This window comes from Streptomyces sp. BK340 (assembly GCF_007827595.1).
Lineage (GTDB): Bacteria > Actinomycetota > Actinomycetes > Streptomycetales > Streptomycetaceae > Streptomyces.
The window spans coordinates 175,736-199,852 of sequence record NZ_VISR01000011.1; the positions used below are offsets into that span (position 1 = coordinate 175,736).

Sequence of the window (24,117 nt, forward strand, 5' to 3'; positions counted from 1 at the left end):
AGATGGCCCCGGGGTGGGTGTCAGACGAGTTCGCTGTCGCTCAGGTCCTTGTCGCCGGCCATGACCTGAACCTCACGCAGCCGCTCGCGCTGCGCGTCGATCCCCTTGTGGACCTTGTCGATGAGGCGGTCGCCGATGCCGCGCCAGCTCGCCGTGGACGAGGTGTAGGCACCGTGCCAGGCGATGTGCCAGTCGGAGTCGTCCAGACCGAGCTCCCGCGCGACGGTGCGCAGCGGGAGGTCCTCGTCCTCGCCCGTGACCCGGATCTGCTCCTCGGCAAGATGTGAGAGCTTCACCGCGATCTCGTCGAACGCCTCGGTCGCCAACTCGGCGGCGCGTTCGGCGTCGGTCAGCCGCAGCAGCTGGGCACGCCAGCGGCCGTCCACGGTGGTCCAGAACTCGCGGAAGGTGGCACCCAGCTGCTCGTGGGCGGCCGTCCAGGCCTCCCACAGCGGCGCGGCCATCTTCAGGAGCGGTCCAGCCTGCCGCCGTAACCGCGCCTTCGACCACAGGATCCGCGCGGCGTCGTATTCGTCCGAAAGCGCGGCGGACTGCTCGCGGGTCAACGACGTGTCCCGGATGGCCTCGAGCGGCATCTGCGGCTGCTCCTCCAGGCCGGTGAACGCCTGGAAGAAGTAGGTCATCCACCCCGGGAAGCGTCCGGGCTCGGAGCAGACGAACAGCGGGTGGTGGTACCGGGAGATGTCCGTGGCCACGGCGGCCCGCGTCGTGGTGCCGGGCTGGTAGCGGGACATCAGACCGGTTTCATCCAGCGGTGCCTTGAGGGGAATGAGCTCAGCCATCGATCCTCCAATGATCGAAAACCCGGGACCCTCCCGGGCTCACAGGCAAAGCAGGCGGGATGCCCAGGCGGGATCAGGCGGTCGCCGAGGCCGGCACGGGACGGCACGGGGCGACGATCCGCCCGTCGGGCAGCAGCTCACCGGTGTCGTCGAAGACGAAGAGGCCGTTGCACAGCAGGCTCCAGCCCTGCTCCGGGTGGCTGGCCACGGTCTGCGCGGCCTCACGGTCGGGGCTGTCAGCAGGCGGGCAAGCCGGCTCGTGCCGACACAGCGACGAGGTGGCCACGGTCATGGACGAACTCCTTCAGAGGGTCGGGGACGGTGTGGACCGGCAGCGGGCGCCAAAGGCGCTGGGGCGATCGGTCCCTGCGTTCTCCGCCGCCACCGGGCCGACGATGGCCGGGCCGGTGGCGACGGGCTGGGCAGGGGCTGCGGGTGTCTGCGGGTGTCTGCGGTCAGGCGCTGGCCTTCCGAGCGCGGTTGCGGGCCGCGCGGCGCTTCATCGCCCGGCGCTCGTCCTCGGACAGGCCGCCCCACACGCCGGCGTCCTCACCGGACTCGAGCGCCCACTGCAGGCAGTGCTCCATCACGGGGCAGCGACGGCAGACCGCCTTGGCCTCCTCGATCTGCAGCAGCGCCGGACCGGTGTTGCCGATCGGGAAGAACAACTCGGGGTCTTCCTCCCGGCAAACGGCGCGGTGCCGCCAGTCGACGCCGGCCTCGGAGGCGGGCATGTGGGCAGCGGAGGGGCTGACGAGGTCCTGGATGTCCTGCATGGGGTCCTCCGTTGAGATCGCAGATGCGGGCAGCCCCAGGAACGCGGAGTCCCTGGGGCTGCGGGGGGATGGGGGCGGCTGGGCGCGGTGATCTCCGGCTCCGCCTGGTGCGGTGGTGCTGCAGTGGCAGAACTGACCTTCCGACCGTCCGCCCGTAAGACAGCTGGTGTTACTCAGCCCGGAGGCGGCACCTGATCTGCTTGCCGAGCGGCGACGGCTCGACCGTCCAGTGATCGGTCAGCAGGTCGAGCAGGTGCAGACCGCGTCCGGACATCGCCTCGGCGCTGTCTAAGGCGACGTCGCGGCGGTCCGGCTGACCGGGCACGGCGTCGTGAACGATCACCTCGACGCCGGACGGGACGGCGTACACCTCGACGATCAGCAGGACGGGCTGGTTCTCCGAACTGGCCCGCAGCACGTTGCCCATCAGCTCCGACACCACGAGCTCGGCGGAATCAGCGAGGCCCGGGTCAGCGCCGTACGTCGCCGCCACCGAGCGAGTCAGCACGCGAACAGCGCTGAAGGCCTCCGCAGAGGCCGTCACCTCAGCGCAGAAGCCGCGCCGCCGCTCGGTCAACACCAGACCCGGCACCGGTTCGGGGACCACCAGTCGTTTGTCCACGGCCGCGGCGTGCAGAGAGCCGGTACCGAAGACCGTGACCGTCACCGGGTCCCACCCCTCCGGTCATGCTCCCTGGCCCGGCGCAGCGCCTCGTCTTCCTGGCTCGGGTGCTCGTCCCCCTGTGCACCAAGCGGCGCGCGGGATGTCATCATGTTCCTCAGCAAGGTCGTACTTCCTCTCACCTGAGATGGGCGGACGATCGACAACGGCCCCGGGACGCACCCCGGGGCCGTTCTCGTTGTTCGGTTTTTCTCGGGCTGGGTTGGCCTCCCCTGGCGGAGGCCAACCCAGCAGGGCTGCTGACCTGAAGTGGTCCTGCTACCCCCTGCCATCGCCGCACGTCACACGGGCGGCGATCACAGGTGACGCAGGAGGGTGCTGGTCTGGCTAGAGGCCGCCCCGCCTGGGGGAGTGGATGGACGGGACAACCACCGAGCCAGGCCAGAAACCCCGAGGCGGAGAGCTCTAGAAGCGGATCGGCTCCAGCGGCACGTTGGTGTGATCGTTCGGGCAGTCGGCACCTGCAGGACGCTGTGCGCGTTCGCGGTCGGTACGGCGGACGTCGCGCTCCACCCGGCGCCAGTCCGACGCTCGCCGAAGGGCGATACGGCGGTCGCGGCCGCGCTCCCTGCTCTGCTCTTCTCGCTGTTCGCGGACCTGCCGACGCACTACGTCTTCGCGGGTCTGCTCCGTCCACGCCATCCGCTCGGCTAACTCGAAGCCCATCGGGCAGAACTGGCCGTTCTTGCAGTCGGCGCAGGCGACACGGTGACGGGCGACCGCCTGCAGCGCCCGCTCCAGCGCCGCCAATCCCGCACGGCCCGCCTCGCTTTGGGCCAGGATCCGCGGCATCCGGCACCGCTTGCCGCCACTGCAGATCTTGCAGTCGGCCTGGTGCCGGGCGATCGCCTGCCGCGCACGTTCAAGCGGCGACATCTGCGCAGTGTGCGACATGCGGTGGACCGGCTGCCCCGCCGGAGGGGCCGGCTTGTGGAACTGCTGCTTGCTCCGCCGGGCACCGGCCTCAAGGCCACCCTCGACCAGAGCGGCACCCCACTGCTCGACGGTCATGTCGAAGACGATGTGCCGCGCGCTTCCCGAGCACCGCTTCCCGGGCTGCGGGTAGTGCGGCGTCAGGAGACTGCGCTTGATCGAGTGCCAGCTTTCGCACTCTGGGCAACGGAGAGTCGGAACCTCTCCGTCGCGGAGGTTGACGTGCTGGGGCCGGAAGTCGCTGAGCCGGTACGGGGGCAGCTTGCTGACACGCAAGACGAGCTCCTTGGCGGGGGGAGTGACACGGGCTGCGTTCCCTGCCAACCAGGAGCCGTACAGCGGAACCCGCTGGTCGGATCGTGGAGGACAGGCAGCGCAACTGCTGTCGGGCTGCCCTGCTCAAACTCGTCGGGGGACATCGTGTCGACTCGGTGGTCGGTCACCCCGGCGCCGCATGTAAGCGATGGCGAGCAGGCTGCGCTATGTGGTTGGTCGTGTATCGGGTGCAGGACTCAGGTCCGTTCCCTACCGGCACCGCCTGCGACGGCTCCGTTGGCGGGTCGGGCCAGGAGTCGGCACTAACTCTGTGTGCCGACGCACTGACCAAACCGCCTCAACTTCGATATCGAAGTCGCTACCAGTAGAGGCTATGATCGATAGCGATGTCAAGAACCTCGATATCGAAATATTGTGGAGGAGTCACAGATCGGCCGCCACGGGCGCCGCGACGCTAGTGCTGGACATCGAGGCGCCTAGGATCGCTAGCGAGGTGAGGAGTCGAATGGCGGATGAATCGGGCGCCGAGCAGCCCAAGTACCTGCAGATCGCTGATGCCTTGAAGGAAGCGATCGAGCGGGGGGACACGTACGGCCCTGGGGACCGCTTGCCGGGGGAGAGCCTCCTCGCGCAGCAGTACGACGTGTCCCCGATGACCGCACGTCGAGCGCTCCGCACGCTTGCGAGCCAAGGCCTCGCCGAGTCCCGGAAGGGGGCCGGCTTCTTCGTCCAGGCGTTCCAGCCCATCCGCCGACGAGGCATTCAGCGCTTGGCGCGGGATCAGTGGGGAAGTGGCAAATCCATCTGGGCCGCCGACGAGAACCGTCCGTTGGACGTTGACTGTGTGGCCGTCGAGGAACTCATCCCACCGACGCACATCCAGCGCATGTTGGAGCTGGGGGAGGGAGAAGCCGCTTGCGCACGGTCGCGGCGCTACATGCTCGACAGACGTCCGGTCATGGTCGCGACGTCGTACCTGCCGCACAGCCTTGTGGCAGGGTCGGCAATCACTCAGGCGGATACCGGGCCGGGCGGGGTGTACGCGCGACTCGCCGATCTGGGGTACGCGCCTGTGCACTTCCGCGAGGAGATTCGAAGTCTTCTGCCTACGAGCAAAGAGGCAGCCGCCTTGGAAATGTCCCTCGAGCGCCCTGTTCTCAAGATCTGCAGGACGGCGTTCGCCGCGGACCAGCGCGTGGTCGAGGTCAACGAGATGACGCTCGATTCGGCTTCGTACGTCCTCGACTACGAGTTCGACGCCTGACGACATGGGGGCTACCGACCGATCGCTGAATGGCTGGTTCCGTCGCCAACTAGCTTCCGGTTCAAGGACTGTGAGCGAGATGCCCCCGCGTAGCAGTGGTGTGGACCTAGCGTGGCAATACGGCTGCCGCTGCCTGGTCAAGGACCCGTTTGGAGGTGTGTAGTGATCGCTGTGGATCGATGGACAGGCGAAGAGGGGCTGCTGTTACGGTCGGTGAAACGCCAGTCCGTGCGTGACTTCGCTGACGACCTCGGCATCAGTCCCCGGACGGTTTCTCACTGGCGGGAGGACCCCACTCGCGAGTGCCGCCCCCATATGGCACAGATCCTCGACGCGGCGCTTGCCCGGTGCACGCCAGAGGAGCAGGAGGCCTTCCGCTTCCGGCTGGCGGCACTGCGGGGGGAAACTGTTAGCGCGGCAGGAGTTGAGGTTGCCCAGCCAGCGCCATGCGCCCTTGTCTCGTACAAGTTCCTGCCGGTGTACCTGGGGGAGCGCCTCGGCTCGCTCTACGATGCCGGCGCACCCCGACCCTCGGGACCTGGAGGCCTTGAGCAGCGGGTTCTGCCTGGTGAGCACCGGACTGCACACACCTCCACCGTCCACGTCTTCGCATGTGGGATCGCATTGGTGCTTCTGGAAGAGCATCAAGACGTGGAGTCCCTCACGGAGTTGGCACTGTGGCGTTACCGCTCGTACCTGACGGATCGGACCTGGGCCGGTCAGCGCATGACACGCCTCCTGGAGCAGCACAGCCGGGACGGGAAGGCCGTCGCTCCGTCGCCGGATCCCGAGTACGTCCTCTCCGTGTACGAGCTGCGTGATCACTCGTGGACGAAGGCAGGGCTCGATCCCGCCTTGCAGTTGCTGACGACGCCGTCGGTCCTCGTCAACCGTCAGGACCCGCACAACATCCGGCCTCTCGGACTCGGTGTTGAAGACGCCAAGTTCCGCGACGGCTGGGCGCACCCGGAAGCCGTGGCATTCGATGGCGGCGCTTCACGAGGCGTGGCCGGCTGGTCCGGGGTGTCCTATCACCCACAGCCGGACGAGCGTGCCCTCACGACTAGCCAGATCGTTGCCCTCGAGCTGGACGTCCAGGCGCTGTGGGCGCTGTCGTCGCACATCCTGCGCGTGATCGAGGAAGGGCAGGACCCGGTGATGCCCCCCGCGTACGGGTGGCGGTTCCTCCGCGGCGCGTACGTCCGACTGACCACCGCAAGGCCGACGGAGACTGCCCAGCATCGGGTGATGCGCGAGGCGATCCTGGCCACCAGTGAACTCCCTGATCGGCTGCGCGCCGCCCAGGACGCATTGCGAGACAGCAACCCATAACCAGATATATGGAAGGCGGACTGGGTGAACCCTCGTTCGACAGCGCTGCTGGTCATCGACGTACAGCAGGGCTTCGTGAACCAACACAGCCGTGGTGCTCTCCCCGCGATCGTGCGGCTCGTTGAGGGCTGGCGAGCAGCTGGCGCACCCGTCGTGTTCACCCGCTTCCACAACAAGGCAGGTTCGCCGTACGAAACGATCACCGGGTGGACCCGGCTGCGCACACCCGAGGAGCAGGCTCTCGCCGCCGAACTCGCTCCATTCGCCGACGATGCGGAGGCCGTCATCGGCAAGGACCAGGCCTCCGTGTTCACGCCCGAGGGCGCTCAGCTCATTCGGGATGCGGGATGGACTGACCTGGTGCTGTGCGGCATCGACACGGACGCATGTGTGTACGACTCGGCCAGGGACTCCTATCACCACGGGTACCGGCCGTGGATCGTCACCGACGCCTGCGCCTCAACCGGCGGAGCCCAATATCACGACGCGGCGTTGCTGATGGCAGCCCGGAACATCGGCTCGGAGCAGCTGGTCACCATCGAAACTGTTCTGTCCCGCATCAACGGACCCCAGGGAGCGCCCGCGTGAATGCACCGTCGTGCGACACCGACGTGCTCGTGGTCGGCGCCGGTCCGGCCGGGGTAGCAGCTGCGGTCATGGCTGCCAGCCTCAGCCTGCGGACCATGGTGCTGGAGACCGGCCCGGTGGGCGGCAAGCTGCACCGTATCGGCGCCCTGGGGAATGTCCCGGGCAACTGGACTACCGGCCCTCAGTTGGCCGAGGCCCTGGCCACGGACCTTCAGCGCCTGCAAAAGGCGGGCCAGTGCGCCGTTGAGCAGGGCCGAGCAGTGAAGGCCCACGGATACGACGACCGAGCCGAGCTCCTTCTCGACGACGGACGCGTGCTCACGGCGAAGACCATCGTCGTCGCCACTGGCGTGACCGACCTGACTCCGTCCGACGCGGAGTGGGTAACCGCCCCCTCCAAGTTCTCGGCGCCACCGCTCTGGCGGGCAACTCCGCTGGGGCTCACCGGCCGAACTTACGTCCTCGGTGCTGATCGTCCACTCGGTACCTGGCTGCGAGCTCACCCGAACGTGACCATCACACTGCACGTGCTGTGTCCGCCGACCGACAGATACAAAGCCGCCGAAGTGGAGGACGACAGTCGCGTACGAATCGTCCCCGTATCTCACGTTACGATAACCAAGCCCATGTACGGCGACGGCTGGACAGTCGACGTGAACGGCGAGGACGGGGCCAGGACCGTCTACGCCGCCACGTCGGTGCTCAATAACCTCGGGAACAAGCCGGCCGCTCTAGCCGGGCTCGTGTCTGACAAGGACGGCTACTGCCCGCCTGCCCAACAGCATGGGCGCATCCGGATCGCAGGAGACCTCCGGTCTGCGCGCTACCAGCGCATAGCCACCGCACAGGGCTCGGGAGCAGAGGCCGTGCTGGCCTATTACTACGACACCACGCTGTCAGGCGGAGGCCGGATTTGGTGATCCTCCCGAAGCATCTGCGGACCACAGATTTGTCAGAGCCCAAGGAGTGCCAATGACCGCTACAGGTGGCACAGCTGGTCAGGTCTATTTGATCGGCTCCTCCGGCTCACGCATCGTCAAAATCGGCTACAGCACGGCCCCGGAAAAGCGCCTCTGGTTCCTCCAGGTCGGATCTCCCGTCGAGTTGTCCATCCTCGCCACGTTTGACGGCGGCCAGGAACTGGAGTCTGCGCTACACCACCACTTTGGCCGGCGTCATGTCCGTGGCGAGTGGTTTGATCTTGGTGACAACCCTGTAGAAGCAGTTCGCGCCGCAGTGGCATTGGGGGGCGCTGGCCTCTCGACGATCAAGCCAACGGATGCCCCTCGCACAACGGTTTCCGATCACTACCCGTCAGGGTTCGACAAGCCCTGGTACCGCTGCATGGAGGGCCGAGACTTGGATGTCCGGTTCCCGCCCCTGCCAGGCTGGCGCGCCAAGGCTGTCCTGGCAGCGCGTGGCATCTCAGAAACCGCGACCGATTGGGTAGCCCATCAGTGCGGTGGTTGTCCTGACTGCCTTGCCCACTTCCCACCACGGTTGGTTCTCCGTTCTCATCCTGCCTGATGGGAAGTCGATGTATGAGCCTTCTGTCGAGCGGTCGGCCTGCGTTGGTGTCTGAGGGAGGGTGCTACGGCGGCCCGGAGCGTTACCGGTTCCCAGCTCCCTGTTCGTTCTGGCGCTCCGTCAAGAGGAACTCGCGGGTGGGCGACACGTGCGGTACCGGGCTGACGCCGTGTGATCGCAGGGGAGTACGGTGTCCCCTAGACAAAAGACATTGAGAAAAAGGCAAGGGCCCGCGAGTGCGACCTCGCGGACCCTGTGGGATCCCAGGAGTTGGCGCTCCGGATCCCGTGGCCGAGGACCTATCCAGGGAAGGTCTCGACGTGCACGAGAGTACCCGCACCCTCCTACAGACACACACTCAGGCACCCGCCGTGGCAGCGATGACGATAACCCGTGCGTCGCTCCGGTTGGGTGCCTTCGATGTCTTCCCGCGCCAATCCGGCTGCGGGCGCACCTCTGCCCCGGAGGGGGGCGAGATGTCGTAGTCGCGATTAGCGGCGCCCGCTGAGCGGGTCTTCGAGCCGCCGGGACGCCCCGCCACCCTGGTGATTGCCGTCACCTGGGCCCTGGCGTCCCATCTACCACCAGAGGGTTTGCCGACCCCCTGAAGGGATTGTCCGTCCGGTTGCCGCCGGTCGAACAGTTCGATCTTGGTTCTCCACGAACCAGCGCCAAAGGCGCCTTTTTCATGCCCACCTCGATGTCAAAGCGAGGCAGGAACCATGTTGCAGTATCCCGCTGCCCTTTGTCAGCCCATCCATGCCCGGTTAGCGCATTTTGCGCAGTTTTCCCGGTCACACTTTCCCCATCCCTCTGCTCCTTCGCCATCCCAGCAGACCAGGACGGCGTCCCGTGCGCGGTTCTCCGGGATGTCGACGTGAGCGGCGTTGCGGCGTCGACCGCAACGCGGGCGGAGTTCGTCGATAATTCCGTCGACGAGGTTCCGGCCTTTCCTCAGCAGCGTCGCGGGTCGCGGTCGGTGCCGACCGGGTCGGCTGCGGAGAAGTGTTCGGAGGATCCGCTGCGGCTGGGTCGGGGTATGCGGCTGCAGTTGCTGGCCGCGATCCGGGCGCTGCTGGCGGATGAGTCGCTGGTTGGGCTTGGGGACGCGGCGCGGTTGGCGGCGGTGGTGCTGTATGCGAAGTCGCGGGCGCCGGAGGGCCGCAAGGGCGATCTGCAGTCGTACATCTGGGGTGCGGAGCTGGGTCGGTGGCTGGGCATGTCGGAGTCGACGGTCCATCACGATGTGCTGCCCGTGCTGCGGAGCTCGGACGCGTTGCACACCCGGGTGGTCACTAACGATGAGGGGCATCCGGTCGGGCTGGACTGCCTGGTCATGCCGCTGTGGCGGGCGCACCAGGCTGGGGGAGCGGTGCACCCGCTGGCGCTGAACAAGGCGGAGCTGGCGGTGCTGCTGCGCCTGATCGAGGCGTTGTTCGGGCCGGGGTGGGCGCCGGAGGACAAGGAGCCGACGCCGCCGGGGCTGCTGGCCGGCCGTACGGGCAAGGGCGCGGCGACGGACCGGCTCGGGCTGCTGTTGATGGTGCTGAACACCCAGGCGTCGGGCTGGCTGCAGCTGTGCGGCGGCTCGGTGCGGAAGAAGGAGGGGCGCGGGGCGGCGACGCTGTCCCGGCTGCTGGGCTGCTCGCCGTCGGGGGCCCGGAAGGTGCTGGCCCGGCTGACGGAGGCCGGTGTCGTCGCGCGGCAGCGCAGGGCGATTGCGACGCGGATGAACGGCCGTGGCCGGGTCATGCTGCTGCCGGTCGCCCGTGCGTACGGCCGTGTTCTGGCCCCTGTGGAGCCGGTTTCGGGCTCTGGGCCGGTGTTTTCGCAGCGTCCCGATGGTGCAGTCGGAGTTCTTGCTCCCGGCCAGGATGCCGGCGCCCTTGGTATTTCTGGGGTTTGTGGTGCTGAGGCGGCCATGGAGGCGGGAAATTGGGAGCGTCCCGATGGTGCAGAGTTCCACGCAGACCACGCTTCTGTGGTTACTTCCGTCTTTTCTCCTCGGCTCTCTGGTGGTTTTTCCGGCGAGGGCCGTGGGGGTGAAGGCCGTCGGCCGGAGCGCGTGTGCGTGCGCGAGGACCAGGCCGTGGGCGACGAGGACGCCTCTGCCGAGCCTGCGTCGCCGGTGGCAGAGGTTGGCCCGCTCCGCGGGGCAAAGCCTGGCAAGTCCGCGGTCGATGAGCAGGGTGGGCAGCGTGCTGCCGGGACCAAGGCCGGTGGCTGGCTCAAGGCCGTGGCGGGCGGAAAGACGCGGCAGCAGGGGAGGGTGGACCTTCCCGAGGATCTTGATCTGCGGGTTGCTCTGGGGCCGGTCGCGTGGCTGTGGGCGGGGCTGAACCGCTGGCAGCAGGACCAGGTCGCGAAGGCTGTAAATGCCGAGCTGGAGCGGCTGAAGGACCTGCTGATGCAGCCGGAAGGCGCGCCTCGGCTGCTGGCCGACCGGCTTACCGACCGGCTGGAGGAGACCGGTGGTGAGGCGCGCGTGAGCAGCCCGTTCGGCTGGATCACCCGGCGGGGCCTGGTACAGCGGCCGGCCTGCTCGGACGTGCGCTGCGATGATGGGATCCGGCTGGACACCGGCGGCGACTGCGCGAACTGCGGGAACGTGATTCACATCCGCCGTGCCCGCCGCGTGCGGATCGCGGCCGACATCGACCGGGAGCTGCCCGGGCTCGGTGTGGCGGAGCGGCGCCAGGTCCTTGAGGAGCGGCTGCGTGAGCACGCCGCGGTGGAGGCGGAGGACTTCACGTGGCGCCGTGAGCAGGCCCGCGCGGAGCAGGTCCGGCGGGATGAGGCCCGTGCGGCTGCCCGGGAGCGGGGGGAGCGCGAGCGCCAGGAGGCGGCGGCCGCCGACGCGGAGCGGCAGGCGCTGGCGTGCGAGGACTGCGGGCAGCAGCGGTCGGCCGGGCTCTGCGAGGCGTGCGGTTACCGGCGCCGGACCGAGGCAGCGATCGCGGAGGCCGGGCTGGTCGCGGCCACCTGGGCGGCCGACCTGGACGACGCCGCGGACGTCGCCGCGGTGGCCGCGCACGTCCGGGCGACGCTGGAGGCCGACATCGAGACCACCCACCAGCAGTTCCTGGAGCTGATGGAGCCGGGCGAGCTGGAGGCGAACCCCATCGCTGCGGCGTCCGTGCTCGCCTTCAACGCCCTCCAGGTCGTGCAACAGGCCCTGCCGGAGTACCGCAGCAGCGCCCTCGGGCGGCTGGGCGGCACCCCGGAGGCCGACGCGGAAGCCCGCCGGGCATACAAGACCGAGCAGAACCGCAGGTGGTTCCGTGCGAACCCGAACGGCGCGGACGCGGTCGCCGCCGCGACGAAGGCCGCCGACGCCGCTCGGGAGCGCACTGCCGAGTACCTGCTGGCGACGCGGTTGGAGCAGCTGCGCAAGCGGACGGTGGCCCGTACCGAGACGGTCGCGCCTGCGCCGTGGTCGGCCCGGCTGACGGAGCTCGCGACCCGGCCCCTCGATGGCGACCAGGCCGGGGCGGCGATCGCGTGAGCAGCGAGCTGAGCGGGGTCGACCTCGCTCGCCAGGCCCTGGCCGCGGCCCGGGAGGCGGCGAAGAAGAACGGCGGTACCCAGAAGGCGAAGCCGAAGCGGTCCCGGACACAGGTGGTGCGGCGCGACGGCCGCGAGCCGCTCGGGCTCGGCACGGCGATCACGATGATGATGACCGAGCGCGGCATGGTCGCCCCGGCCGCCGGCGGCAGCCTCCTCGCGCAGTTCGGCGACATCCTTGCCGCGGCCGCGCCCGAACTCGCTGGCCACGTCCAGGCCGTGGCGTTCGACGCGGACACCGGCCGCCTGGACGTCGCCCCCGAAGCCCCCGCGTACGGCACGAAGCTGCGCTGGAGCGCACCCAAGCTGATCGCGGCGGCCAACGCGAAGGTGCCCGACGCGAACGTGCGCACCCTGCACGTCCTGCCGCCCACCCCCGGGAAGGCCGGCCCCGCCAAGGCGGCCGCCGTGGCGGGGCCGCAGCCGACCATGCCCGCCACGCCGTCGCCGCGCCCTGCCCGCCGGACGGCTACCGCCGGGCGATCGAGGCGCACCGCCAGGCCGCGCCGCCGTCCCGCGTGGACCCGGCCATCGCCCAGGCGGTGGAGCGGCAGACCGCCGCGATGCGGGAGCTGTCCCGCCGCGCGTTTCCCGAGCCCGACACCGTCGCAGACGATGCGCCAGCCATGATCGAGCGGGCCCGCGCACAGCGCCGCCGTCAGGCCGCAGCGACCGAGGCCGCCGCCCTGCGCCGGGCACGAGCGGAGAAGGCCGGTCACCAGCCCCGCTCAGTTGAAGGTGCCAGCAGGGCCAGCTAGCGCTGGCGCGCTGGCCGACGCTGAAGCCGAGGGCGGGGAGCAGGCGGCCACCGCCAACCTGTTCGCCGGCGCCATGGGCGCATAACAAGAACCCCGCCAGCCACCACACCGTCGATTTCGACGACCCGATCGAGGCAGCAGAGATCATCCAGTTCGCGGACCTGCTGCTGCGCCAGGTCGAGCGGGCCAGACGCCGCATCGGCGCGGCAAGCGTGTAGAGGGCGCCCACGGCGCGGGGTCTGCGCAGCCGTCGGCCCTCCCGTGGGGAGACCGGGAGGGACGGCGCGGCCCCGCCCAGGTGACGGTTCACCTCCGCCTGCGCGGAGAGGACGCGTTACCGCCCCGGGAACCGGTGACGGTCGGCGGTTCACCTCCGCCTGCGCGGAGAGGACCGCACCCCGGGGGTTCGGCGCTTCCGTCCCGGCGGTTCACCTCCGCCTGTGCGGAGAGGACCAGCCCGGCGGCTTGCGGGACGGTCAGACGTGCGGTTCACCTCCGCCTGCGCGGAGAGGACACTTCATGACCTGCGGCTCTGCGGGCACTTAGCAGGTCCTTTACTCATCTTGCATTTTAGAGGCAGCTCCTGGCGGTAGCGAGGCCGCAGCGGCCCGGCCTGGTCCAGCGGAAAGCAGTCCGGCTCTGCGGCTCACCTCCGCTTACGCGGTTAGGACGAGCCGACGTCGTGCCGGGTGTCTTCCCCACTTCGGCTCACCTCCGCCTGCGCGGAGAAGGCGAGTACCGGCCTACCCGCCCGATCACCCGTGACGGCTCACCTCCGCTCGTGCGAAGAGGACATGCGCCGCAAGGACTGGGCCCACATCGACACCGGTTCACCTGCGCCTCCGCGGACAAGACAGAACCGCGGGCCTGGCGCTCGGCTTCTATCACGGTTCACCCCCGCTCAAGCGGAGAAGACCGCGCCGTCCGCCATTCGCTCATGGTCAGTTCCGGCTTACCTCCGCTCGCGCGGAGACGACTCGTGACGGATCAGCATCGCGTTGGCCTCTACCGGTTCACCTCCGCTCGCGCGGAGACGACTTAGCGAACTGACGGGCAGCCCGGATCCCCTTCGGTTCACCTCCGCTCGCGCGGAGAAGACTCCCGCAGGTTCCGGATGATCATCGGCAAGTACGGCTCACCTCCGCTCGCGCGGAGAAGACGCGTCCTCGACGTGTCCCGGGGCGACGCAGTGCGGCTCACCTCCGCTCGCGCGGAGAAGACTCGGCGTCGAGCGCCGCCGGTTTACGCGGCCACGGCTCACCTCCGCTCGCGCGGAGAAGACCGCTGGATGCGGCGCTCCCAATCGCGGGTAATCGGCTCACCTCCGCTCGCGCGGAGAAGACAGCAGGTAGAGGCCGATCAACACGGCCGAGTACGGCTCACCTCCGCTCGCGCGGAGAAGACACCGAGGCCTCGGCCGGGACAGCGGCCTGCAACGGCTCACCTCCGCTCGCGCGGAGAAGACTGCGTGATCAGCGTCTTGGACAGGTCGCCGGACGGCTCACCTCCGCTCGCGCGGAGAAGACACTTCCTGACCTGCGCCGTCATGAGGGAATTGCAGTTTCTTTACTGTGGCGGCTGATTGGTGTCATCTGCCGCTCCCAAGGTCCCACTGTAGGCCCTCGTGTCTGGCATGTTCGGCGTTCCTGCAGTTCAGCGCCATTGTCAGTGGCTGCTGATAGCAAGTGAGTCATGACAGGCCCTCATGACGCGTGGTTCACCGGCGGTTCCCCGGACCCCCGGTTGTGGGGCAAGGAGCGGGGTCTCGACCGCCCATATCCGGTTATGTGTCACTTATCAGATGTAGCTGCGGTGTTCGCAGTCCTGTGGGACGAGCTGCTGCATGACCGCACACGTCGCCGGGTCTCCCAACAGATGGGCCTGCCGGTGGACAAATGCCGGGCGGTCTTGTCGCTGTGGGCCGGGCTGCACGACCTCGGAAAGATCACCCCAGGTTTCCAGGCCCAGCACGCCGAGCTGTTCCGCTCTTTGTGCGATGAGCCGGGGTACATGTTCGCGCCGGGAGCAGAGCGGGACCTGAGTTTCCGGCACGAGATGGCAACCCACTGGGCCCTGGCCGGGCTGCTGGCCGATGCCGGGTACTCCAGCAAGCGCACCAGGTCAGTCACGGGCGGCTGTGGTGCGCCGCTGGCGCACTGGGTGGCGCAGCTCCTCGGCGGCCACCACGGGCTCTTCGGGTCTTCGCTGTCCATCTCTCACATGCGTCATCCCAGCCGATACCAACCGGGGCTGGGCGAGGAGGGGTGGGCTGAACAGCGTCGCCTGCACTTCGATGAGCTACGGCGGGTGACGGGTGCTCACGCGGTGCCAGTCTCTGCACTCTCTGCTGATCTCGCAGTGGTTATGGCGGGGTTGGTGATTACGGCGGACTGGCTGGCGAGCCAGACGCACGCGATCGTAGGGGTGCGTCCTTCGGCGTCATGGCGGGGCAGTGCAGGAGAGGTCGACGCGCACTTCAGACGAGCTAGGGCTGCCGCACCAGGTCTAGTAGCCGCTGCTCGGTTGGGACGGGCCAACTTCGGGGGCACAGATTTCCGTAAAATATTCCGGTTCGTCCCCAATCCGTTGCAGGCGGACGTGGTGGCTCATCTGCCTGAGCTGGTGGGGCAGCATGGTTCGGGCCTCGTGTTGATAACCGCGCCGACCGGGGACGGAAAAACGGAGGCTGCACTGTATGCGGCCTCGGTGCTGGGCAGGGCGGCAGGCGCCCGCGGCTTGTATTTTGCGTTGCCGACCATGGCGACGGCGGATGCGATGTTCGGGCGGGTCCGTTCGTTTGCCTCTGGTGCTCTGGGTGGTGAGCGTGCGCTGACCTTGTTGCACTCCATGGCCTGGCTCAATCCTCTGTACGGGCAGGGCGCGAGCGACGGCGGGGCCGGGGAGCTGCAGGAGGCGGCTGGTGGGATCAGTGCGGACGGTCCGACGGCAGTGGAGGCGGATGCCTGGTTGCGTGGGCCGAAGCGAGGTTTCCTGGCTCCGTTGTCGGTTGGCACGATCGACCAAGTGCTGAGTGGTGTTCTGCCGCTGCGTTACAACGTGCTGCGCTTGTTCGGGCTGTTCGAGAAGGTTTTCGTCGTTGACGAGGCGCACGCCTACGGGCCATGGATGCACAAGCTGCTGTTGACGCTGTTGGAGTGGTTGGGGGCTGTGCGGGCGCCGGTAGTGTTGTTGTCGGCCACGTTGACCGGGAGTACGGCCGCGTCGCTGGTCAACGCTTACCGTCGGGGTGCCGGGTTCATGGAGCCGGCCGAGATCGCGCCCCGTTATCCGGGGTGGCTTTATGCGAGCGCGGAGAGCGGTGAGGTGTCGCGGCCGCGGGCGACCCGTACCGGCAGGCCCCGAACGGTGGACGTTGTCGTGCGTCGTGTGGCCTGGGATGTCCTGTCGGCGGGCCCCGGCGTGCTGGTTCGTGCTGGGGGGCGGCGGGCGGCTTTGCGGGAGGAGTTGAGGCCGGTCGTCGAGGACGGTGGTACGGCGTTGGTGTGCTGTACGACGGTTGCGGAGGCGCAGGCGACGTTCCGTGATGTGTGTGCGGCGTTTCCTCATCTGGCGGCGCGGGAGGGTGGGGTGCGTCTGTTGCATTCGCGGTTCCCGGCGAATGTCCGGCAGCGGATCACTGCGGAGTGTGAGGCCGCGTATGGGAAGCCGTCTGCTGGGGAGCGTGTCGGGGTACGGCCGGCGTCGGTACTCGTGGCCACGCAGGTGGTGGAGCAGTCCCTCGACTTGGATTTCGATCTGGTCGTCAGTGATCTGGCGCCGTTGGCGCAGTTGCTGCAGCGTGCTGGTCGTGGGCGCCGGCACCGTCGGGGGGTTGGTGGCCGGCCTGTGTGGGCGAGGGAGGAGGATCGGCCGCGGCTGGTCGTTCTTGATCCGTTCCGGCGTCCGGAGAGGGCGGACAGGCCGCCGAGCTGGGGGTCGGTGTATGACACGGGTCTGCTGATCCGCACCTCGCTCCTGCTGGCCGAGCGTGCTGCGGGCGGGATCGTGGTGCCCGATGGGGTGCAGGAGCTCGTGGACGCTGTCTATGCTCCCGACTTCGTCGACGGGCTCGACGCAGCGGTCGAGGAGGAGCTGCGGTTTCTGGATGGCGAGCGTCTGGCGTCGACCGTCGCGGAGACCGACCTCGCCAGCATGGTGGCGATCAAGGGGCCCGGTGACATTCAGGGGAACCTGCATCTCATCAGCCGGCAGCTCGAGGGCGTCACCGAGGAGCTGCTCACGACCCGGCTGGGCGCTGATACCGGCCGCGTTGTGTGCGTCTACGTCCAGGAGAACGGGCAGCGGACCCTCGACGAGGCTGGCTGTATCTCTGTGCCAGGTGGTGCAGGAGGAGGGCCCCTGAGCCGTGATGCCGTCGCTCTGATCGTTGCCCACGTGGCGCCGGTCCCCGGCAAGTGGACAAGGGACACGGCTTTGTCGAGCGAGCTCCCTGACGCGTGGCGGAAGGAGTTCGCGCTCCGGGGCCTGATGGTGCTCTTGATGACCAGGGCTGCGGACGGTCGGTGGAGCTGCCGGTGCGGTGATCGAACGATCAGCATCTCTGAGGTCGGTCTCGAGCAACTATGACCGATTTCCCGGAAGTGCCATTTTTACAACAACAGCCTTTGGTAGCGTCCAACTAGGGCCGCTTCAGGGGGACTTGGGGAGTAACGCCTGCTTTCGCAGGCATGGGGGCTGGCTGGCAGTGGCCGTTTCACAACGACAGCTGGCTCACCCCCGCTCGCGCAGGGACCCGCGCTCATTGTGTACTCCACCTCTTCGGGAGAGCTATGCCCGCATCCGTGAACATCCTCGATGAACCCCTCTTCCCTGTGCGGTGGTTACCAGGAACCGACTACCACCCCGCTGGCGGGCCGGCTCGCGTGGGCCTGCTCGATCTGCTGCTGCACAGTCATGAGATCGAGGGTCTTGCTGTCGCGGACGCGCCCGCGCACGCTGCCCTCCTGCGCGTGCTGTACGCGTTGACCGCGCGCGTCACCGGCCTGGACGAGGCGAAGGAAGGCCCCGACGACTGGCTCCTGATGCGCGAGGAGGTGCTGGCCGAGGAGCGTCTTCCCCAGAAAGCCATCGAGAGCTACTTCGCCCGCTACCGGGAGCGCTTCTTCCTCTTCGCCCCAGAGCCGGGCGGGCGGCCCTGGATGCAAGATCCACGGCTGCGTGACCAGTGCGATGCGGCCAGCACGGCCGGGGTGAACAAGCTGGTCGTGACCCGGCCGGCGGGCAACAACCACTCCTGGTTCCGGCACGCCAGCGACGCACGCCCCGACTCAGCGACCGCCTCGGAGGCCGTCCTCAACCTGTTGACGTGGCACTACTACGGGCCGTCCGGGCGCTGCTCAGCTCGCGAGGTCAATGGGGCGACGAGTGCCAGTGCCAAGGCGGGTCCGCTGCGTACGAGCCTGTCGTATCACCCGGAGGGGGACACGCTGTTCGAGACGCTGCTGGCGGGTCTCGTTCCGCCGGCGCGGGAGGTAGACGCTGAGCGTGACCTGTGTCCGTGGGAGTGGGAAGAGCTGCCCGACCCCGACGGGCCGCCGCCTGCTGTGGTGGGCCCGTGTTCGCGGCTGACGGCCGGCTCCATGCACGCGCTGCTGCTCGTCCCTGACCCGGACGAAGGTGATCGGGTGCGGGATGCGTTCATCACCTGGGCCTACCGTTCTGGGCGTGGTACTCGGCCGGATGACGACTATCTGATCTGGCAGGTCAGCAAGCAGAGCAACACCTATCCGCGGCCGGCCGACTTTCGCCGGGCGTTGTGGCGGGACCTGGATGCCTTGCTGTTGATCGATCCGCCGGGCGTTGCGCAGCCGCGGCGGCCGACGGTGTTCGAGTGGGCGGTTGAGGTGTCGCCGAACCTGCGTGTGCGGGCGTTGGGGTTCGAGCAGGACGGGCAGGCCAAGGACACCCAGTTCGTGGATGCCGTGACTCCGCCGGTGCTCGGGTTCGTGGAGAGGCGCTCGGCTCGTACCCAGCCTGCGGTCGGGCGGCTTCGGGCGCTGGGGGAGCGGTTCGGTGGCCGGCTGGACCGGGCGCTGCGCCGGGCGTGGCGCGCGTATGTGGACGATCCGAAGGACGCTGCCCAGGCCTGGATCGAGGAGGGTGCCGCCCGATACTGGCCGGCCGCGGAACGGGTGTTCTGGGACCGGTTTGCCCTGCTGGACCGGACGGGGACTGCGCTTGACGGCGGCTTGGACACCGCGGCCGCCCGGGCGTCGTTCCTTCAGCTCGCGATCCGGTCCTTCGACGACGTCACGGCGTCGGTGGCCGGCACCCAGCGCGGTGCGAAAGCGGTGGAGGAAGCCCGTATCGAGCTGTTCGGTGACCGCCGTAGCAAGCCCGCCGGCCGCGATGCCGCATGAACCCGCCCCATGGTGAAGGAGTTTCGCCGGTGACTATCGTGTCACGCCCCTCGGCCGTGTCCGTTCCCGCGCAGCGCTCTGGCGCTGCGCCCCGTCTCGAGGGTTACCGCAGGTTCACGGCTGCGGTCCTGCACGCGTGCGAGCGTGACCCGGGCGCCCGCGCGGCTCTGCGCTCCGGGCTAGGCAAGGACCTCGACGCGATGCCGCGGATGCACCGGGTCATCGCCCATTTGGTCCCGTCGGCTGCTAGCGAGGACACGCAGAGGGCGTATTACGCCGTCGCGGCCGTGATCGCTGAGCAGGCTCGGCGGCGGGGCCCCGCCGGCGACGACGGGGCCGAGGTCACCGTCGGCGAAGTGGGCCGGGCAGACGGCGAGGAAGAGCCGCGACCACATCCAACACCGTCGACGGAGGGCGGTCAGGACGGCCAAGACGGCCGGCCGGATTACGGGACGAGCCTGGGTGTGTCGTTCGCCCTGGCCGTGGTCGGCAGCCCTGGACGGGAACGCCAGATGCGCCGAGGTACCGCGGAGAGCCGTCTGAACATCCTGTGCAAGCAGGGTGTGCTGGGCTTGCACCGGCACCTACCTGCCTCCGTCCGCTACCTGCGGTCCCTGGATGTGCCGGTGGACTGGGCGCGGCTGCTGCAGGACCTCGTTGACTGGCGCGAGCAGTCCGGGCGTGTGAAGCGGCGCTGGCTGCAGGACTTCTACCGCCGCTGCCAGGAAGACGCTCGCCGCGAGGCCGACCGGAACGACAACGACGTGCAGGAGTCGGCGGGCGCCGACGGCGACGCATGACCTGCCGCCACCCCGACCGCGTCCTGCGCAACCCCTTTACCGACCAGTGTGATCACCAAGGAGTACCCATGACCGCGAAGCCCCCTGCCCGTTTCATCTGCGTCCACGTTCTGCAGACGGTCCCGTTCGCCAACCTGAACCGTGACGACACCAATTCGGTCAAGACCGTCCAGTACGGGGGCGTCCTGCGCACCCGGGTCTCCAGCCAGTGCTGGAAGCGGGCAGTGCGCACCGATTTCCAGAACCGCATCGGGCAGAAGGCGCTGCGCACACGACGAGTCGGTGAGCGTGTCTCCCGCCAGCTGGCCGAAGAGCGCGGCTGGCCCCAGGAGCTGGCTGCGCGGGCCGGCGCGCACCTGGCCGTGGCCAGCGGTATCAAGTTCGAGCTCGAGGAGAAGGACAAGCAGGTCCAGGTCAACAAGGTCATCGGCAACGCGCTGGTGTATGTGCCGCAGACCGCCGTCACGGAGCTTGCCGATCTGGCGGAGGCGCACCGGGCGGAGCTGGAGAAGGCCAAGGACATCAAGAAGTCCAGCGACAAGAGCGTCCTGCCCAAGGACGAGGTGGCGGCTGTGCTGCGGACCCGCAACGGCGTGATCAACCTCTTCGGCCGGATGCTCGCCGAGGTCGACGACGCGGGCGTGGACGGCGCAGTCCAGGTTGCGCACGCCATGACCACCCACGCCACCGACATCGAGATCGACTACTTCTCCGCTGTCGATGACGTCACCGACGACTGGAACGACTCCTCAGGCAGCGGCCACATGGGCCACGCTGAGTTCAGCGCCGGCACGTTCTACCGCTACGCCACCATCGACCTGGCAGAACTCGCCGACAACCTCGGCGGCGACACGTCGGCCGCCCGGGAACTGGCCGAAGCCTTCCTGCACTCCTTCATCCAGTCACTGCCGCAGGCGAAGAAGAACTCCACCGCCCCCAACACCCCGCCGGACCTCATCCACCTCACCGTGCGTGCCGACCGACCGCTCTCGCTGGCCGCAGCGTTCGAAAAGCCCGTCCGGATGGCCACCGACGGAGGATTCGCCGCCGCCTCCCGCGACGCCCTCGCCCAGTACGCCGACGCCGTGAACACGTTCATGGGCGACGAGAGCATCCTCCGCGCCGGCTGGACGGGCCTGGACGCGAAGGACCACACGGGTCTCGGAGACCGGCACGTCTCCGTCACCGGCCTGGTCACCGCCGCAATCGAGACGGCGTTCGCCACCGGCGGCTCCGGGGCTGCCGCGTGAGCGTCCCCAGCACTGCGCCTGCCGCTGCGGCAGTCCCCGTCCGGGCGGGACGGGGACTGCTGCTCCACTGCGGTGGCCCCCTGCAGTCATGGGGGCACCACAGCCACTTCAACCAGCGGGACACCGCCGCGTTCCCGACCCGCTCCGGCATCATCGGCCTCCTCGCCGCAGCCCTGGGCCGCGGCCGGGGTGAGCCGATCGACGACCTCGCCCAGCTACGGATCACCATTCGTGTGGACCGGCCCGGTGTTCTGCTGCGCGACCTGCACACGGTCGGCGGAGGCCTGCCCGCCTCGGAAACCGTCACCACAGCCCAGGGCAAGAAACGCTCAGGGGACACCACCACGCTGCTGTCGCACCGCTACTACCTCGCCGACGCCGCGTTCACCGTCGCCGTCACCCCCGCATCGGACACCCCGGGGCAAGCCGAGCTCCTCCAGGAGTGCGCCACCGCCCTGCGGGCTCCGCGCTGGCCGCTCTACCTCGGCAGGCGCGCGTGTCCCCCGGCCGGCCCCCTGTTGCTGGGCGTTTTCGACGACGCACTCCACCACCTGGTGCGCCTTCCCCTTGCCGCCTCCGCCCCCCGCGCCGGCAGCCCAACTGGCGTGGTGGAGTTCGTCGCCGACCAGCCGCTCAACCGACTCCCCCTGCCCGACTCCACCCGCGCGTCCGACCCGGCCGACGCTGCCCAGCCCGCAGCACGCATCAACGACCAGCCGGCCACCTTCCACCCGCGACTGCGCACCTATCGGGCAAGGCCGCTATATCGGCGCACCTTCACTCCGCTCCCTGACCAGTGGGGCGGCCTGGGCGTCGACTACCTCGCCTGCGTTGCCGCCTACCTGGACCAGGCCCTGCCTGCCCGCGAAGGGAACCCCGGATGAGCGCCCTGTGGCTGACCCGTATCGTCCCCAACGCCGCCTCCCGGGAGGCGCGCCGCGACCTCGCCGATGCCGTTGGGCTCCATCGGAGGCTGATGAGCGTCTTCCCCGACCAGGCCGGGCCCGACCCGCGCGCCGCACTGGGTGTCCTGCACCGCATCGAGGACGCCCCCGCCGGCCCGTACATCCTCCTGCAGTCCGGACACCAGCCGGACCTCAGCCGGCTGCCCGAGCACTACGGCCATGCAGCCACCCGCCAGGTCGGCCCCCTCCTGGCGGCACTGCGCTCGGGAGCACATATCAACTTCCGCTGCACTGCCAGCCCCGTGCGCAAGCCCGGCGCCACCACCCGCGCCCTGTACAACCTCCCTGCCGTCGTCCCGCTTCACGGCGCCCATGCCGAGGAGTGGTGGCTGCGGCAAGCGGACACCGCCGGACTGAAAGTCCTCACCCTGCACGCGCAGCCGCTGGACAGCGCCACGGGCATCCGCGGCCAGCGTGGCAGCGGCGACCAGCAGCGCGTCCGCCACGCCCGTACACGCTTCGACGGCACCGCCGTCGTCATCGACCCCGACCTGGTCCGTACAAAGATCACTGAGGGCATCGGGCGAGGCAAGGCCTACGGTTGTGGGCTGCTGACCATCGCCCCCTGCCGCAGCAGCAGCGCAACATGAGCGCCCCTTCCAGCACCGAAGCGCGCCGCAGGCTCGCGGCCCCCACCGTAGCCATGCTGCCCCGTATCGCCGACTCGCTGTCCTTCCTCTACCTGGACATCGTTCGCGTCCTCCAGGACGACACCGGAGTCTGCGCCGAGATCACCAGCGAACGACACGGCAAGGAAACGGTGTACCTGCCAACCGCCGCTCTCAGCTGCGTCCTTCTGGGTCCGGGTACCTCCATCACGGCACGGGCTCTGACCACCCTCGCCCGACACGGCACCACTGTCCTCGTCTCCGGATCCGGCGGCGTCCGCTGCTATGCCGCAGCGCAGCCGGAGTCACTGAGCACTACCTGGCTCGAGCGCCAAGCCCGTTCCTGGGCCAACAACGGCTCCCGCCTCGCGGTGGCAACCGCCATGTACGAAAAGCGTTTCGGCTCCGGTACCGCTCCGGCCGGCACCACGCTGGAGCAACTGCGCGGCATGGAAGGACAGCGCGTCAAGGCGCAATATCGGCTCCTCGCGCAGCAGTACAAGATCGGCCGTTTCCGTCGTGCCTACGACCCTGCGCAATGGCATGATCAGGATCCGGTCAACCTCGCGTTGTCCTCGGCCAACACCTGCCTGTACGGCATCGTCCACGCCGCCATCCTTGCCCTGGGCTGCTCGCCCGCTCTCGGCATCGTCCACAGCGGCAACCAGCAGGCCCTCGTCTACGACATCGCCGACCTCTACAAAGCCGAACTCACGGTCCCCCTGGCCTTTTCACTGCACGCCTCCACCAACCCGGAAGCAGAAGCTCGCCGCTCATTCCGTGACGGGCTGCGCCTCTTCAGACTCCTGCCTCGCATCGTCCACGACATCCAGGAACTCCTCGATCCCGGTGGCAACAGGGAAGCCCCCGACCCCGAGGAGCAACTGATCGACCTCTGGGACCCTGTAGCCGGACCTCTGCCTGGCGGAGCCAACCACGGAGGTGGGCCATGAGCCCTGCACGAGTTGAGGTGCACCCAACATGGCCGCGATGATCGTCCTCTCCGCCTCCGCCGTCCCCGACCACCTCAGAGGTGCCCTCACCCGCTGGCTCCTCGAAGTCACGCCCCAGCTATACATCGGCACGGTCTCGGCTCGCATCCGCGATGAGCTCTGGGAGGCCGTCACTGCCTGCGCCGGCGACGGCACCGCCGTGTTGGCCTACCCCAGTAACAACGAACAGGGATTTGAGGTACGCACCGCTGGCACCCAACGCCGAACACCAGTCGATTTCGACGGGCTTACGCTCATGTCGTTCGCGAGAGATACTAAAGAACTAGCAAACCGGCTCTAACAGCGCAGGTCAGGAAGTGTCCTCTCCGCGCGAGCGGAGGTGAGCCGTCGGGTCCAGCTTGTGCACGGCGCCCCCGTACGTCCTCTCCGCGCGAGCGGAGGTGAGCCGAGAGGTCCCCGTGACCACTGAGATTACCTTCCGTCCTCTCCGCGCGAGCGGAGGTGAGCCGGTCGACGGCCTGTTCAACAGCAGCGGCGAACTGTCCTCTCCGCGCGAGCGGAGGTGAGCCGCGAGCGAAGCTCTCCATGAACTTCGAGAATCCGTCCTCTCCGCGCGAGCGGAGGTGAGCCGCGGCTCCCCAGCCCCATGACCGTGAAG

The 24,117-nt window shown here is 68.7% G+C and carries 20 protein-coding genes and 2 CRISPR repeat arrays (1 of these 22 running past the window's edge); of the genes, 15 read left to right on the forward strand and 5 right to left on the reverse strand.

Features of this window, described 5'->3' with window-relative positions; all coding sequences use genetic code 11:
- Positions 1-20: 20 nt before the first annotated feature.
- From FB157_RS21065 to FB157_RS21085, 5 genes are all read right to left on the reverse strand, one after another.
- Entirely contained in the window at positions 21-803 is a 783-nt protein-coding gene (locus FB157_RS21065) for a hypothetical protein (protein ID WP_145881942.1), read from the reverse strand.
- 73 nt (positions 804-876) lie between these two features.
- Positions 877-1,074 (reverse strand): DUF5999 family protein, encoded by a 198-nt coding sequence (locus FB157_RS21070; RefSeq protein ID WP_315903826.1) that lies wholly within the window; start codon positions 1,072-1,074, stop codon positions 877-879.
- Positions 1,075-1,258: 184 nt separating this feature from the next.
- Positions 1,259-1,537, reverse strand: a complete 279-nt coding sequence (locus FB157_RS21075; protein ID WP_145882085.1) for a WhiB family transcriptional regulator — start codon at positions 1,535-1,537, stop codon at positions 1,259-1,261.
- A 211-nt stretch (positions 1,538-1,748) separates the two neighbouring features.
- Entirely contained in the window at positions 1,749-2,186 is a 438-nt protein-coding gene (locus tag FB157_RS21080) for an ATP-binding protein (RefSeq protein ID WP_186581614.1), read from the reverse strand.
- A 480-nt stretch (positions 2,187-2,666) separates the two neighbouring features.
- The gene (locus FB157_RS21085; protein WP_145881947.1) at positions 2,667-3,272 is read right to left on the reverse strand and encodes a hypothetical protein; all 606 of its coding nucleotides are present in this window, start codon (positions 3,270-3,272) and stop codon (positions 2,667-2,669) included.
- A 703-nt stretch (positions 3,273-3,975) separates the two neighbouring features.
- Here FB157_RS21085 and FB157_RS21090 point away from each other — a divergent pair.
- The 15 genes from FB157_RS21090 to cas2e all read left to right on the forward strand — a co-directional run bounded on the left by FB157_RS21090 (position 3,976) and on the right by cas2e (position 23,799).
- Positions 3,976-4,734: a GntR family transcriptional regulator gene (locus FB157_RS21090; RefSeq protein ID WP_145882087.1), complete on the forward strand. Its 759-nt coding sequence runs from the start codon at positions 3,976-3,978 to the stop codon at positions 4,732-4,734.
- Between the two features lie 315 nt (positions 4,735-5,049).
- Positions 5,050-6,066: an XRE family transcriptional regulator gene (locus FB157_RS21095; RefSeq protein ID WP_261386398.1), complete on the forward strand. Its 1,017-nt coding sequence runs from the start codon at positions 5,050-5,052 to the stop codon at positions 6,064-6,066.
- 24 nt (positions 6,067-6,090) lie between these two features.
- Entirely contained in the window at positions 6,091-6,654 is a 564-nt protein-coding gene (locus tag FB157_RS21100) for an isochorismatase family cysteine hydrolase (protein ID WP_186581615.1), read from the forward strand.
- Entirely contained in the window at positions 6,651-7,574 is a 924-nt protein-coding gene (locus FB157_RS21105) for an FAD-dependent oxidoreductase (protein WP_145881953.1), read from the forward strand. The genes FB157_RS21100 and FB157_RS21105 overlap by 4 nt, the downstream gene beginning before the upstream one ends.
- A gap of 52 nt (positions 7,575-7,626) precedes the next feature.
- The gene (locus tag FB157_RS21110; protein WP_145881955.1) at positions 7,627-8,181 is read left to right on the forward strand and encodes a GIY-YIG nuclease family protein; all 555 of its coding nucleotides are present in this window, start codon (positions 7,627-7,629) and stop codon (positions 8,179-8,181) included.
- A gap of 877 nt (positions 8,182-9,058) precedes the next feature.
- Positions 9,059-11,686 carry a hypothetical protein gene (locus tag FB157_RS21115; protein WP_145881957.1) on the forward strand — a complete coding sequence of 876 codons (2,628 nt, stop codon included), beginning with the start codon at positions 9,059-9,061 and terminating at the stop codon, positions 11,684-11,686.
- On the forward strand, positions 11,683-12,375 hold the full coding sequence (locus tag FB157_RS21120; RefSeq protein ID WP_261386399.1) for a DciA family protein: 693 nt from the start codon (positions 11,683-11,685) through the stop codon (positions 12,373-12,375). The genes FB157_RS21115 and FB157_RS21120 overlap by 4 nt, the downstream gene beginning before the upstream one ends.
- Before the next feature lie 770 nt (positions 12,376-13,145).
- A CRISPR array of direct repeats spans positions 13,146-14,029; the repeat unit is 29 nt; unit sequence CGGCTCACCTCCGCTCGCGCGGAGAAGAC.
- Positions 14,030-14,195: 166 nt separating this feature from the next.
- Complete coding sequence (locus FB157_RS21130; protein WP_186581616.1) at positions 14,196-17,090, forward strand: CRISPR-associated endonuclease Cas3''; 2,895 nt, start codon at positions 14,196-14,198, stop codon at positions 17,088-17,090.
- A gap of 215 nt (positions 17,091-17,305) precedes the next feature.
- Positions 17,306-18,883 carry a type I-E CRISPR-associated protein Cse1/CasA gene (gene casA, locus FB157_RS21135; protein WP_315903824.1) on the forward strand — a complete coding sequence of 526 codons (1,578 nt, stop codon included), beginning with the start codon at positions 17,306-17,308 and terminating at the stop codon, positions 18,881-18,883.
- 29 nt (positions 18,884-18,912) lie between these two features.
- Positions 18,913-19,683, forward strand: coding sequence for a type I-E CRISPR-associated protein Cse2/CasB (gene casB / locus FB157_RS21140; protein WP_261386400.1), 771 nt, complete (start codon positions 18,913-18,915; stop codon positions 19,681-19,683).
- A 68-nt stretch (positions 19,684-19,751) separates the two neighbouring features.
- Complete coding sequence (gene cas7e / locus FB157_RS21145; RefSeq protein WP_145881964.1) at positions 19,752-20,933, forward strand: type I-E CRISPR-associated protein Cas7/Cse4/CasC; 1,182 nt, start codon at positions 19,752-19,754, stop codon at positions 20,931-20,933.
- A complete protein-coding gene (gene cas5e, locus FB157_RS21150) occupies positions 20,930-21,817 on the forward strand; it encodes a type I-E CRISPR-associated protein Cas5/CasD (RefSeq protein ID WP_145881966.1) in 888 nt (295 codons plus the stop codon). Before cas7e ends, cas5e begins: the two co-directional genes overlap by 4 nt.
- The gene (cas6e, locus tag FB157_RS21155; RefSeq protein WP_145881968.1) at positions 21,814-22,488 is read left to right on the forward strand and encodes a type I-E CRISPR-associated protein Cas6/Cse3/CasE; all 675 of its coding nucleotides are present in this window, start codon (positions 21,814-21,816) and stop codon (positions 22,486-22,488) included. Before cas5e ends, cas6e begins: the two co-directional genes overlap by 4 nt.
- Positions 22,485-23,459, forward strand: coding sequence for a type I-E CRISPR-associated endonuclease Cas1e (gene cas1e / locus FB157_RS21160; RefSeq protein WP_261386401.1), 975 nt, complete (start codon positions 22,485-22,487; stop codon positions 23,457-23,459). Before cas6e ends, cas1e begins: the two co-directional genes overlap by 4 nt.
- A gap of 28 nt (positions 23,460-23,487) precedes the next feature.
- A complete protein-coding gene (gene cas2e, locus FB157_RS21165) occupies positions 23,488-23,799 on the forward strand; it encodes a type I-E CRISPR-associated endoribonuclease Cas2e (RefSeq protein ID WP_145881971.1) in 312 nt (103 codons plus the stop codon).
- Positions 23,800-23,817: 18 nt separating this feature from the next.
- A CRISPR array of direct repeats spans positions 23,818-24,117; the repeat unit is 29 nt; unit sequence GTCCTCTCCGCGCGAGCGGAGGTGAGCCG; it runs 1,742 nt beyond the window's last position.